The sequence below is a fragment of the Burkholderia sp. ZZQ-2 genome (assembly GCF_050768715.1).
Taxonomy (GTDB): Bacteria; Pseudomonadota; Gammaproteobacteria; order Burkholderiales; family Burkholderiaceae; genus Burkholderia; species Burkholderia cepacia.
Window position 1 is genome coordinate 1 of sequence record NZ_LDVA01000250.1, and the last position, 13,806, is coordinate 13,806.

The 13,806-nt window shown below is 59.2% G+C and carries 11 protein-coding genes; 2 read left to right on the plus strand and 9 right to left on the minus strand.

Translation table 11 applies throughout. The annotated features are described in order from the left end of the window. Positions 1 to 509: 509 nt before the first annotated feature. Positions 510 to 1,532, plus strand: a complete 1,023-nt coding sequence (locus ABY44_RS17605) for a diguanylate cyclase domain-containing protein (RefSeq protein ID WP_376698690.1) — start codon at positions 510 to 512, stop codon at positions 1,530 to 1,532. Between the two features lie 194 nt (positions 1,533 to 1,726). After that, entirely contained in the window at positions 1,727 to 3,538 is a 1,812-nt protein-coding gene (gene tssF / locus ABY44_RS17610) for a type VI secretion system baseplate subunit TssF (RefSeq protein WP_060173857.1), read from the plus strand. Positions 3,539 to 3,590: 52 nt separating this feature from the next. On the opposite strand, the gene ABY44_RS17615 is transcribed toward tssF, so the two are convergent. The 9 genes from ABY44_RS17615 to ABY44_RS17655 all read right to left on the minus strand — a co-directional run. Then, positions 3,591 to 3,842, minus strand: a complete 252-nt coding sequence (locus tag ABY44_RS17615; protein WP_048025910.1) for a PAAR domain-containing protein — start codon at positions 3,840 to 3,842, stop codon at positions 3,591 to 3,593. A 43-nt stretch (positions 3,843 to 3,885) separates the two neighbouring features. Next, complete coding sequence (locus ABY44_RS17620) at positions 3,886 to 4,614, minus strand: putative type VI secretion system effector (RefSeq protein ID WP_155637970.1); 729 nt, start codon at positions 4,612 to 4,614, stop codon at positions 3,886 to 3,888. A gap of 10 nt (positions 4,615 to 4,624) precedes the next feature. Further along, a complete protein-coding gene (locus tag ABY44_RS17625; protein WP_155637969.1) occupies positions 4,625 to 5,353 on the minus strand; it encodes a putative type VI secretion system effector in 729 nt (242 codons plus the stop codon). Between the two features lie 10 nt (positions 5,354 to 5,363). Further along, a complete protein-coding gene (locus tag ABY44_RS17630) occupies positions 5,364 to 6,071 on the minus strand; it encodes a putative type VI secretion system effector (RefSeq protein ID WP_230948902.1) in 708 nt (235 codons plus the stop codon). A gap of 31 nt (positions 6,072 to 6,102) precedes the next feature. Further along, entirely contained in the window at positions 6,103 to 6,840 is a 738-nt protein-coding gene (locus ABY44_RS17635; RefSeq protein WP_060173855.1) for a putative type VI secretion system effector, read from the minus strand. Continuing rightward, a complete protein-coding gene (locus tag ABY44_RS17640) occupies positions 6,837 to 9,671 on the minus strand; it encodes a T6SS effector BTH_I2691 family protein (protein WP_060173854.1) in 2,835 nt (944 codons plus the stop codon). The genes ABY44_RS17635 and ABY44_RS17640 overlap by 4 nt, the downstream gene beginning before the upstream one ends. Positions 9,672 to 9,676: 5 nt before the next feature. After that, a complete protein-coding gene (locus ABY44_RS17645) occupies positions 9,677 to 10,696 on the minus strand; it encodes a DUF4123 domain-containing protein (RefSeq protein WP_060173853.1) in 1,020 nt (339 codons plus the stop codon). Positions 10,697 to 10,701: 5 nt separating this feature from the next. Then, positions 10,702 to 13,233, minus strand: coding sequence for a type VI secretion system Vgr family protein (locus ABY44_RS17650; protein WP_060173852.1), 2,532 nt, complete (start codon positions 13,231 to 13,233; stop codon positions 10,702 to 10,704). A gap of 237 nt (positions 13,234 to 13,470) precedes the next feature. Then, positions 13,471 to 13,806 (minus strand): hypothetical protein (locus tag ABY44_RS17655; RefSeq protein WP_431641472.1); only part of this gene is annotated, 336 nt, incomplete at its 5' end.

Below are 13,806 nucleotides of genomic sequence, written 5' to 3' on the forward strand. Positions count from 1 at the left end.
GGACGAACAGCGACACGGCCGGCTTCATGCGCCGCTCCGTTTCGTCAGGATCGTCAGGTCATCCGTTGCATCGGAACCGATGCGCGCAAAGCAGCTATGCCCGTGAGTGAACAATCCCACTGCTTCCCCTCATATCTATCCAACTGGCCTGATTCATTTATCGAAACGATGCGGCGATTTCTTTAATCGCCTGTCATCGTGCTGCGCGCGCGCCTGGCACCGGCACGCGCCCATTCGTCACACTATCTCAAAAATAGGACAAAACTTACCCCGATTCGCGACGATGAAGCGAAAAAAACCTCAATCCAGTCGAAAATGCTGCGCGAGAGGGATGAATGGTAAGAATTGCGCCGTTGTCGCCCGACGGGCCGAACGGCATACTGCCGGCGCGGTTCGGCCGGCCGGCGGCGGTCCGTTGCAGACCGCCCCGGAACGCGCCGCCGCGAAGCGGCGCGTATGCTACCGCAATCCCGTGCCGCCGGACGTGCTTTCTTTCACGGAAAACTGACTTGAATCAAATCGCCGACACCGCCACTCCGTCCCCCGATACCCTGCTGCGCATCATTGCCGCCCAGACCGAGATCGCGAAGCTCGGCCTCGACCTCGGCAGCGTGATGGCCTATGTGGCCGAGCAGGTGCCGCAGCTCACCGGTGCGAGCGCCGCCGCGGTCGAATTCGCCGAGGGTGACGACATGGTGTACCGCGCCGCGTCGGGCACCGCGGCCGGGATGCTCGGCCTGCGGCTGCGGCGCTCGGGCAGCCTGTCCGGCCTGTGCGTGCAGCAAGGCGAGCTGCTGCACTGCATCGATTCGGAAACCGACCCGCGCGTCGATCGCGACGCATGCCGGCGTGTCGGCCTGCGCTCGATGCTCGTGATGCCGCTCACCCATGCCGACACGACGGTCGGCGTGCTGAAGGTGATGTCGCCGGAAGTCGACGGCTTTTCGCCAGCCGATGCCGGCACGCTGCGGCTGACGGCCGACCTGATCGCCGCCGCGATGTTCTACGCGGCGCGCAACGAGGCGAACGAACTCTACATGCGCGCGACGCACGACGCGCTCACGGGCCTGCCGAACCGCGCGCTGTTCTACGACCGCCTGCGGCAGTCGATGCACACGACGCTGCGCGCGAACGGCCGGCTCGGCATCCTCAACATCGACATGGACGGGCTGAAGCCGATCAACGACGGGTTCGGCCACCGCGCGGGCGACGCGGCGCTGCGCGAGATCGCCACGCGGATGCAGGGTGCGGTGCGGCGCTCGGATACGGTCGCGCGCATCGGCGGCGACGAATTCGCGGTGATCCTGCCGAACATCGGCAACCGCGACGACGCGCATGCACAAAGCACGCGGCTCGCGCGCCAGGTGAGCGAACCGTTCGAATTCGAGGGGCGCCCGCTGCGGCTCGGCGTCAGCGTCGGGATCGCGCTGCTGCCCGACGACGGCACCGACATGACCGCGCTGATCGAGCATGCGGACCAGGCGATGTATGAGGTGAAGCGCACGCGGTCGCAGCGGGCACGCGACGCGTGACATGGGCATCCCGCGTCGCCAATCCGATTCTGAAACCGGCAGACATGAAAGCCGATCGACACACGTAGACAGCATTTTGTAATTTCACGGTTATCATTGCGATGCCAGCGCTGACGCGCCCGACATCATTCAGTGCGAACGGACAAACAGCGAATTCGTGTTTTTGACGCTTGATCGGTTCGCCACTTCACGCAATGGATCATCTGCTTCCGCACTACGAAAGAGAACTTGCCCTACTGCGCCAATCGATTGCCTCCTTCTCGGCGCGCTACCCCAAAATTGCAGTCCGCCTCGGAATCAACGGAGACCGCTCCGAAGATCCGCATATCGAGCGAATGCTGCAATCATTCGCCCTTCTCGCCGCGAATATCGACGATCGGCTCGACGACAACTACACGGAGTTTGCCGACGCCCTCCTCGGCATGCTGCATCCCCAGTATGGCCGACCGCTGCCGGCATGTACCGTTGCCCGGTTCGACGTTTCGGACATGCTCGACAAGCTCGCCGAGCCGTCATTGATTCCCCGCGGCACGGAACTCCTGAGCACGGCAGAGGCCTGCCGGTTCCGGACCGTGTACGACGTCACGCTTGCGCCCATACGCATTGCGAATGCGCGCTACGCATCGGCAACCGCCGTTCCGTCCGACGTCATATTGCCGCCGCACACATCCGGCCTCCTCTCCGTCACCTTCGCGGTTACCCGGCCCGGCTTTCGTATCGAGTCCATCCCGAGTCCCTTGCGCATCCATATCGACGGCGCCGACGAAGTTGTCGCCGCGGCAATGGATGCCATGACGATGCGCACGGCAGCAGCTTTCGTCGAAGATGCCGAACGGCGCTGGACCGCACTGCGCGCTCCGGCGCTTGCGTCAGTGGGCTACGACGATACCGAGAAACTGATTGAAGAAGACGACGGACCACCGGCTTTGAGGCTGCTCGGCGAATACCTTGCGTATTCGAAGAAATTCGATTTCGTCGACGTCGATCTCGCCGCGCTCGTGCGTACTGCAGGACCCGGCCCGCAGTTGACGCTGCACCTCGCCATCCGCGACGTGCATCCGGATTCGCGAGAAGCGCAGCAATTGAAGAATCTGTCGGCGGAGCACCTGAAACTCTTCTGCACGCCGATCGTCAATCTGTTCCGGCTCACGTCCGTGCCGCTCAAGCGAGACCCGCTGACCGACACGTATCCGGTTCAATCCCAGAACACCGACGCGGCCGAAGTCACGATCTGGTCGGTCGACACGGTCCGCGCCACGGCTGGCGTACCCGGAGCGAAGACCATTCAACCGTTCACGTCGCTCATGCACGGCGGCGCAGGCGGTCTCGCCGGCCCCTATTGGGTTCTCGTCCAAGGCACGGCAGCCACACCGTCAGGAAAGATTGACGCCGCACTCAGCCTGATCGGACTCGATGGCCGCCCTGCCGTCGACACCGGGATCGAGCAGATCACGGCGAACCTGACCTGCTCGAACGGCGACCTCCCGCGCAGGATGCGAGCAAGTGCGGAGAATGGCGATCTCGTGAATGAACAAGGCGCAATGGCGTCGCGCATCGTGATGCTCGATACGCCCACCGCGGTCGCACAATTACCGCAACAAGGGGACGCCGTATGGCGGCTTATCGCACAACTCGCGCCACACTCGAGTGACCTGACCCGTACAGGGCTTGTGGAATTGAAACGCCTCCTCCGTCAATTCGCTCCGCGGTCCGGGAATCATATGAACCTGATCGACGGATTGACGGATCTGGGTCATCGCGTCAAGCAGCTCTGGCTGTCGAGAGAGCCGATGCCGAGCTTCGTACGGGGGCTGGAGGTGACCTTGACTGTTGATGAACAGGCGTTCGCCGCAACCTGCCTGAATGCATTCGTCGGCGTAATGGAACGCTTTTTCACAATGCATATGTCGGCAACGAACTTCGTCCAGCTCGTCGTCATGTCGGCCAACACCGGTCGGGAAATTCAACGATGCACTCCGCGACCGGGGACGGTCGCACTTGTCTGACTATCGGGTGCGACCAGCCTCGAAGAACGGCTGTTTCGTGCCCCCGTATCACTCAGACAAGGCTTGAAATCAAGCAACATCCGCAAGTCGCACGATGACCGTGCCGCGCGATCGGGACGCCGTCGTCGGTCATCGATTCGTCGCCCTCCACGATCAGGTTCGGCTTGATTTCCGGATGCTGAGGACACGACACTTCGTCGCCTTTGCGCGCCACGAAACGGCCGTCGAAACGCATCTTCGACGAACCGGTGATGACTTTACCGCCATGGTCGGTGTCGTCACCGACACGGATGAGGTTCATCATGAATGGGATGCCTTGTTGTGTTGGTAACCTGAGCCGAGCGTGCTCAGTAACGGAAATACAGGATGCCGAGTGCGCCAGGCTCCCCTGTTTTCTTTCCCTTCTTCGTGATGGCGGGGAGATCGATGTTCTTCACGTCCTTCCAGCCGAACCCTTCAAAAATCCCTTCAGCAAGGCGGACGAAGCCCATCATCTTTCGTGCGACTCGGTAGGTAATGAATCCATAACCCAGTGCAGACACTAAAGTTCCCAACGCACAAGTTATGATTAAATTTTTAATCGGGACGCCACCCTTAAAAACAGCGAAGCATGCAATTATAAAATATGCCGTTATCATCGCCGCTGCGAAAAACACCCCACCCCACTTGAACGATGCCCGATAGTGTGCAAAGCGACCGCGACTACAATGCGGATGAAGTGCAACGATCTTGTCAGAGAGTCGCCGAACACCGAATGCCTGCCACGTCTCGCCCCAACGCTCAGCAACAACCTCTACCTCATCGCCTTCCGAAAACACCGACCACCAAACCCATGCGTTAACAGGCTTGCCGTCGAGTTCGAACTCGATCAGATCGGCCTCTTCGGTGGTGTCCATTGCCATGCCGCTCAACCCGACTGCAACACCGCCCAAACCGACCACGCCTGCCGCAATCGCCGTCGTGCCCATCTTGGCGCGATCAGCATCGGTAAAGAAGAAATCCTGGCTGCAACGCGACTTCCGTAGATTGCCAATGCGTCCACGGAGCAACTGCATTTGATCGGACAACATACTCATCGACGAACAATCAGTAGCGGAAATACAGCACACCCAATGCACCCGGGTCACCCGGCTTCTTTCCCTTCTTCGTGATGGCAGAAAGATCGATGTTCTTCACATCTTTCCAGCCGAACCCTTCAAAAATCCCTTCAGCAAGACGAACAAAGCCCATCATCTTTCGTGAAAGTCGATAGGTAATAAGAGAGAAAATCGCAGCCGAGCCCAAACTTCCCATCGCACAACCTATAAGCAAACTATCAATCGGAGCCCCACCTTTGAATATGGCAAAGCAAGCAATGATGAAATACGCTACTGTCAGTGCCAACGCAAGAAACATCCCGCCCCACCTAAACGACGCTCGATAGTGGGCATAACGCCCCCGACTGCAATGTGGATGAAGTGCGACAATTTTGTCTGAAATTCGCCGAATACCAAAGGCATGCCAAATGTCACCCCAGCGTTCAGCAACAATCTCCACCTCATCGCCCTCTGTGAACACCGACCACCACACCCACGCCTTCACCGATTTCCCCTCAAGCTCAAACTCGAGCAAATCGGCCTCTTCAGTGGTATCCGTCGCCATACTACTCAACCCGACTGCAACACCACCCAAACCGACCAAGCCTGCCGCGATCGCTGTCGCGCCCATCTTGGCGCGATCAGCATCGGTAAAGAAGAAATCCTGGCTGCAACGCGACTTCCGTAGATTGCCAACGCGTCCACGGAGCAACTGCATTTGATCGGACAACATACTCATCGACGAAAGATCAGTAGCGGAAATACAGCACACCCAATGCACCCGGGTCACCCGGCTTCTTTCCCTTCTTCGTGATGGCAGGAAGATCGATGTTCTTCACATCCTTCCAGCCGAACCCTTCAAAAATCTCTTCAGCAAGACGAACAAAGCCCATCATCTTCCGTGCAACACGGTAGGTAATGAATCCATAGCCCAGCGCTGACACCGAAGTTCCAAGCAAAAGTGCTATAACCAAGTTCTCAACAGGGATACCACCTCTAAATATCAAAAAACATGCCGATATAAAATACAAAACAACCATGGCCGATACAAAAAATATCCCACCCCATTTAAATGAGGCCCGATAGTGTGCGAGGCGACCACGACTACAATGCGGATGGAGTGCAACGATCCTATCTGAAAGTCGCCGAACACCGAATGCCTGCCACGTCTCGCCCCAACGCTCAGCAACAACCTCTACCTCATCGCCTTCCGAAAACACCGACCACCAAACCCATGCTTTAACGGGCTTGCCGTCGAGTTCGAACTCGATCAGATCGGCCTCTTCGGTGGTGTCCATTGCCATGCCGCTCAACCCGACTGCAACGCCACCCAAACCGACCACACCTGCCGCAACCGCCGTCGCGCCCATCTTGGCGCGATCAGCGTCGGTAAAGAAGAAATCCTGGCTGCAACGCAACTTCCGCAGGTTGCCAATGCGCCCATGAAGCAACCGCATCTGATATGACGGCGGACTCATTGACAAATGATCAATAGCGAAAATACAGCACACCCAATGCACCTGGCTCGTCTGGCTTCTTCCCCTTCTTCGTGATGGCAGGAAGATCAATATTCTTCACGTCCTTCCAGCCGAACCCCTCAAAGATCCCTTCAGCAAGACGAACGAAACCCATCATTTTTCGCGAGACTCGATATGTAACAAATGAAAATCCCATGGCTGTCATCAAGGTCCCAATTGCACCAGAGATAAGTAAATCCTCGATCGGAACCCCGCCTTTGAAAATCGCAAAACACGAAACAATGAAATACCCAACAAGCATCAATGATGCAAATGCAATCCCACCCCATTTAAATGAAGCACGATAGTGAGCAAAGCGTCCCCGACTGCAATGCGGGTGGAGCGCCACAATCTTGTCGGAAATCCTTCGGATGCCAAATGCTTGCCAAGTGTCCCCCCAATATTCTGCAACAACCTCAACCTCGTCACCTTCGGCAAACACCGACCACCAAACCCACGCCTTCACCGGCTTACCATCGAGATCAAACTCAAGCAAATCGGCTTCCTCAGTGGTGTCCATTGCCATACCGCTCAGTCCAACGGCAACTCCACCCAAACCAGCCAAACCAGCCGCGATAGCCGTTGCGCCCATCTTGGCGCGATCAGCGTCTCTGAAGAAGAAATCTTGGCTCTGACGTGTTTTGCGAAGATTGTATATATGCCCACGAAGCAGAGTTGATGAATGCGGTCGTACCTCATTCGATTTCATCGTCCACCCTCGCCAGATGCCAAGCCAATTGCGACAAGAGCCTTCTCAAACTCTTCATGTTGTTTGTCGACCGCCCATGGAGGACTATCTTGATCCTTGCCAAATGCACATTTCTCGAACCACGTCTGCAGTTCATTATCGGAGAAATATGCAATCAAAAGCTGCATTACAACAAGCGCCACTGCAACCTCCCAACCGGCGAGAAACAATACCATGCGACCAATTACAAGGAGGCCTGCGCGTGCAGTGACGACGACGCCAGCTTCTCGAGCCGCCGTTACTACTGCGCCCCTACCAATGGCGTTCGCTGCGGACCAACTGGTTGCTTCACCTGCCGCGAGTGCGCTCGCGCGTGTCGTCGCACCAGCAATACCCGCGCCTATTTTCCCGATGAACACTACACCGCGTCCACCTGTAATCCTTGAAATCAACGGAGCAGAGGAAGTTAAGGCCGTAAGAAAGTTCGCCGTTGCCACTGCCAGCCCAAACGTCGCCTTAAAAAGGTAAATGCCTGCCACAAGGTGCTGCTTTTTTCCTGCGCTTTCATAGAATTTTCCGAAATCCAGAACCGCGCCAATCATCGACGACGCCCCACCAAAATACCCCGTAATCGCCTTCAGATTGGTCAACGTCCGCGCCGCATCCTTCGCCAGCCCCGTCATCAGCTTTGTCGACGCCTGCAGACACGCGGACATCGACGAGAACCCTCCCGCCACCAGCATCGCGTAGTCCTCGCCCTTCTTGTCCGCTTTCGCAAGCGCACACCCGAAGCTCAGCAATTCGATCACGGCCAAGGTACCGCCGATCCGCACGCCTAGATTGACGGCCTTGCCTTCTTGCGTCAGCTTGACCGCATTCCACTTCGCACGATAGAGCTGTCCGCCTTCGTGTTCCGCGAGCGACTGCATCGTCCTCACGAACGCGTCCTGTGCCGCAATGCCCTGGCCGCGCAACGCCCGATATCCCTGCTGCAACTTCAGGCGCAAGTCAGGCTCGACCTTGACCGCCTGCCTGACGAGATCGATCGTGTCTGCCTTGCTGATGCCGACGCGCAACATCAGCGCACCGCGAATCATGAAAGTGCCCGCACAGTCCCCCAGCACACCCAGCCCCGTCCATTTGAACAGCGCGTTGCCCATCGTGATGACGAGACCGTCACCTTGAATACTCTTCAAGTACTTTTCAGATACCGATATCGGGTTCTGATGCTCATGAACCTCGGTCATCTTCTCCCGAAAATCGACGAAGTTCTTCAGTTGCTCCAGTACCTTGCCGATCTTGTCGGCAATGTCGCTGACCGGATCCGCCTTGGTCGTCTTGTTCGCGATCGCCTGTGCCAGCAGTTCCTTGATCTCTGCCTTCGGATGTTTCTGGTTGTAGGCGAACGCACGCCAAACGAGGCTGGTCGGCAATGTCGGATCCATGTTGTTGACCAGATCGTAGACGACGGCCGCGCCGCGATCTTCCGACGGCAACCCGTTGATCGCCTGAACGATGACCTTCTCGAATGCCCGACCGTCGTCCGCGTTCTCGTCGTGATAATCGTGCAACGCCGCGATGAACGTGGGCGCCTTCAGCCACGCCTTCACGTCGGGCGTACGCCGGGCCTGAATCGCCTTGACCGCGTCCTGAACGGACTTGAACCACGGCCGGAAATCCCCGAGCTTCCGGAGATTCAGTTTGTCCTGGTACTTCGGCCACTCGGCGTCGCCGATCGTCTTCGCTTCTTCGGGGCTGATCACGCCCGCTTCCTGAATCCGCCTGTCCGACGCCGCCTGCTGCTCCGGCGAGATGACGGCATAACTCGGAATCCCGTCCATCGCGCCGGGATTGTTCAACATGCCTTCCCAGCCCGCCCGCAGTGCGGACCGCATGCGGCTCTTGAACGCAACCGCGCCGTTGCGCACGGCGACTTCCGCTGCATCGATCGACAGCATCGCGTCGATCTGCGTGCCCTGCTCCTTGACATACAAGGACAACATGCTGCCTGCGTCGTTGCGAAAATCGTTCAGTTCGTGCGCGTTGCCGATACCATCCCACAAGGCTAGCATCATCGGCGGATGAGATTGCCCCTTGCCGGTCGAGCCGATCGAGTTCATCAACTTGACCAACGCTTCGCTCGTGGACAGCGGAGAGGCCTGACGGATATGCAACGGATACCGGGTCGACTCCCGGCCCATCAGTTTCGGATCGTAGGCGCCGGCCTTGTCGGTCAACGGCTGATCCTTCGGATCGAGCAGCTTGGGATCCAGACCCGGCATGTACTCGACGACATCATCGATACTTTTTCGGGTTGCGACGACTGCATGCCTTTGCGGATCGTTGCCGCCGTTGATCCATTTCGACGGCTCGATCCACTGCATGCGCTGTTCGAGCAAGGCAGGATTTGCCTCGTACCGCTTGAACGTATCCTCGATCCATGCGTGTTCCGAGAACGCGATGTAGACACGGCCCGTGCATTTCTCCGGACGCTCGATCGCGATCACGTCCATCGGTACCGCGATCGCGCATTGGGCGCACGCAGGATGCGTGGAAGGCTTGTCGGGCAGTGGGCGCGACTGCTTCCACAAGCGGCCGTCTCCCGTCACCTTGTATACCTCCCACCGTTTGGGACCTCTCGCACTCTGGACATAGTAGAGGTACAACCACCCGTCCCGGAGCGTGCGCAACCCATAACGATGCGTCGTCAACGGAACATCCGTGACACCTTTCCCCCCAATGCCGTCCGGCAATCTTGCAGGAACGGTGTTCGGCAAAACCGTATAGCGGACGGGAAGGATCGCCAGCCCGGTCTTCTGGCAATTCGCGCATTCTTGTTCAGTAGTCGCCATTTCCGTTATTCGTATCTCGTGTCAGTCATCGACCGGCTTGACTCGGCCGAAGACAACGCCCTCTCGTCATACCACGCACCGCGTCGAATTTCGTCGATTTCGCCAGGCTGGAGGTGGCCGATCGCTGCGGTATAAAAATCGTCGGGCGAACACTGCTGCAACGCCTTCGCAACCTCGGGATGCCGGTCGAACCAGGGATGCCAGTCAAGCGCATGTCCGATGAATGCAACCAGGTCGTCGCGATCATGCAGCCCGTATTGCTCCGCACGCGCGGCGGCAGCAACGGCCGCATCCACTTCCGCGGGTACAGGCTGACGGCCTGCCGCCAATGCATGCAACGCGAGTGCGCGGTTGACGAGACCATGACGATGCACGCCCGGCCATTGCGCCTTCGCGAGCGAAAATGCCCGACTCGATTCCGCGTCCCGGCCATACGCGCGCGGCTTCGCACATGCATCAAGCGCATGCCAGACCTTGGCCGGCCCGAGCAGATCCTGCTGCTGCCGTTCGGTCAACACTGGCCAGATCAGGCCCAGCGCACGCGTGTCGTAGAAACGCAGCGCACATAGGCGCCCTCGCTCGTCATACTGCAGCACCTGCCTCGACCAGTGCTCGGCGACTTTGTCAGGCGACGCAGAACTTGCCAACCATCCGCCGATCCGCTGCCCGAGGCCCTGTGCCATCGACGCGGGACGCCTGTCTTCGAACGCGAGTCGCACACTTTCTTTCAGAAGCGCGGTGCCAGCTGGCGAAGACAGATCCAGTTCAACGAGGTAGGGCCGGTGTTCATCCGGATAGGCGTCGTGCGCGATCGTGACGACCGTGCGCGTCAACTCGCAGAACACCGAGCCCTCCTCGCTCGGCAAATCGCGCTGGGCCGGGTCGACGACCAGCAGGCAGTGCATGTCCGGTTGCTTGTCAAAATAAGCACGCAGCACACTCACCGTCGTATCGATTGCCGCTGCCTCGCTCGACAAATCCACGCCTTCCTGACGCTCTGCGTCGCGGTGGTTCGGACGACTCATGACGACTACTCCAACACGACGCTCGACGCGCTGTCGGCCGATGCCGACGCGGTCTTCCACGCACATCCTTTCTGCACACTCGCAATCGGCGAAGGCAGACGCATCGATGACGCACCCGGCTTGTCCCACGATGCGCATTTTTCGAGAATCTGGCCACTGGTTCCGTTCTCGATCAAGTCGGGCGTGATCTTGATATACGACCCCCCAGCGCCGATCCAGATCTCCTTTTCGGCAGAGATAACGACACGTCCACTCGAACTGGTGACCGTCACGTCGTTGAGCGCGGTGAGTTTCATCTCGTCGCTCTGCGCCTGAATCTCGACCTTGCCCTTGGACGCGAACAGCTTGATCCCCGCGTTCTGCGCGAACAGGCTGATCTTTTCCATCACACTCGCGATCAGCGATTTGCCGGCGGCAACGTGCGTACTCCTGCCGCTCACGATATTGACTTGCTGGTTTGCCGTGAGCTGCGCCGAATCCTGCGTCGACACGCCCACGCCGGCCGGACTTGCGATCAGCATGATCGGCGTCGAGAACCCGTTTGCGCTACCGGTGCCGCCACCTCCCGTCCGCCCGCCGCTGCCCGCGCCTCCCGCCACGTTGTATTGCGTGGCATCGGTAAATCGCTTCAGTGCGTCGTGCCCTTCCTCCAGGCTTTCGGCCTGATTTGCGGCGCTCGCCTGAGACGTCAGTTCCACCACGCTTTCCGCGCTTGCCAGTTGCTCGGACGCCGCGGTCACGTTCAGCGGCTGGTTGACCGTCGCAGAATGTGTCGAGACGAACAGCCCTTGCCCCGCGCGAATGGCGCCATAAGCGTCCGACTTGAGGTCGAAGCCGCTGCCGAGAAATGCGCCGCGCGTATTCTCCGTATGCTGGATCAGGTAGCCGAGGTGCAGATGCGACTGATAGCTGCTCGAATAAAGATGAACACGATTCTGCTGCGTCGAATCGTCCATCACGAGCTGGTTATAGCCGGTGCCGCCGTACTCGCGCGACCGATAGCCCGACAGCAGGCCGTTCGTATGCCACACCGGTTGCGTTGCGCCGCCGTACATCCTCGCGATAATGACGGGCCTGTCGCAGTCGCCTTCCATGAAACCGACGACAACTTCATCCCCCTTGCGCAGCGGCTGAATGCCGCCGCGATTGGCGCCCGCGTCGAGAAACGTCGGACGAACCCAGCATGACGCACGCTCGTCCTGACCGTTGCGGCGGTTCCAGTGAAACCACACCTTCACCCGGTTCAGCGAGTCGGTGTAGACCTCTTCGCCGCCCGGCCCGGCAACGATCGCGTTCTGTAGCTGCATGACCGGCTTCTTGTGATCGAACGAACTGCGAAACGGCACATTGCGCGGTTGCGCCTCGACCTGCACCTGAAAGAAGCCCTCGCTGCCATCGGCGTGGTGCACCGTTGCACCGGTCTTCGCCTTTGCGATTTCCGCGGCCAGCCCGTCGGGGAATGCCTCGACCCCGTCCAGACCGGGCAGATTGTTGCTGATCAGCCAGTCGACACCGAGCAACACGAATTCGCGATCCGGTTGGCTCCCCGCGTCATGGACCGGATGGCCACGAAGCTCGAAACGCCTTCCAGGCATCGCACAGCGTAAAGCGCCAACGCCATGAAAGCGCTTCATCCGCGACATCCTCTCCTCGAGGCGGATCCGTGCGAGACGCTCGCCCTGCTCCCGATCCGACCACATGTACGCACCGGGGTAGTCGTAGATCTCGCCATCCGTCGGCAGATTGCCGTGCACATCGGTCACCCCCTGGACCTGCCGGGGAAGATCGGGCCGCTTGTAGTCGAATGAGCGTGACGTCAGTTGTGCGCTCTCGATCTGGAGCTGCTCCTTCCATTGCGCGAATCCGTCCAATTCGCCGCCAATGTCCATACGACCGAACTGGACAACGGATTGCCTCAGCGTCGGGACGAAATAGGCGTCGTCCGTGACAACCATCATGTGGGAACGGCCGTTCTCCGCCTGCTCGAAGTAGGGAAACACGCCTGCTTCTTCCATGCTGCGGTGAACAAAATTGAGGTCGTATTCCCATTGCACGCGATTCGAATACGACGGCAGCGGCTTGTGCACGTCGAAACGGAATGCGCCACGCGCCTGCGGGTGTTCGTTGAAGACGTCGGTCAGAATCTGCTCACCGTTCTGCTCCTGCCAGTCCCGCATGTCGCGACGCAGGCACAGAAAATAAAGCCACGAGGAAAAAGCGAGCTTGTAATAGGTGAGCGGGCCGTCCGCCCCCAACCGGCTGAACCGGTGGACATAGCCGTGGATCGGCATGTATGAACCGTCGACCTGCTGAATCCACAGTGTGACTGGCTTGGCGAGCAGTGCTTTGAGTTCGATCTGCCCGCCGCGGGCCGATACGACGTCGATCACGAACTCATAATCGCGCCCCAGCCTGGCGGTGCCCTTGACGTAAAGCGGCAGCAACCAGTCAACGCCGAGCGGCGTATCGAGTTTGATCAGTCGATTGTATTGCGCGTCGCCGAGACGCAACGCCTTATAAAGTGCGGTGTTGCTCACGCAGCATGCCCTCGGTTGTTATTCAGGCGGGATTTCTGCCGAGCGAAGATTATAAATGCCTTTCACCGCAATTCGATAGACAGGAAAACGTATGGTTTCGTCAAATCGAAGATTACCGCGCAACACTCTTACTGCAATAAGCCCCCAAAAAATCCAGTAAATATTACTTATCTCGCGAAGCTAGACGAGAAATAATTACCCGACTGAACATCATTTCGCAAAAATGCCATCCGTACGCTAACCCACCTGCGAAACGGCAATCGCGAGCCCGACCACGAGCCATTGCACGATCGCGACGAGCACACCGGCCCGGCACAGCCCGACCGCGCCGCGCACGCGTGCGTCGAGCGCACGTCCGGCCTTCGACGCGTCGATCCAGCCGAGATCGGCGAGCGCGCGGTCGAGCGCGGCGAGGGCATCGTCGACCGATGCGTCGCCGGCCGCCGCGCGCGCAAGCGCGGCGAACAGCCGGCGGTCGATCTCGATCCGCACCGCAACCCACAGCGCCGCGATCCCCGACCCGGTGCTGACGACGGCCAGCAGCACGCGCGCGACCGTCGCCGGCGCCCAGCC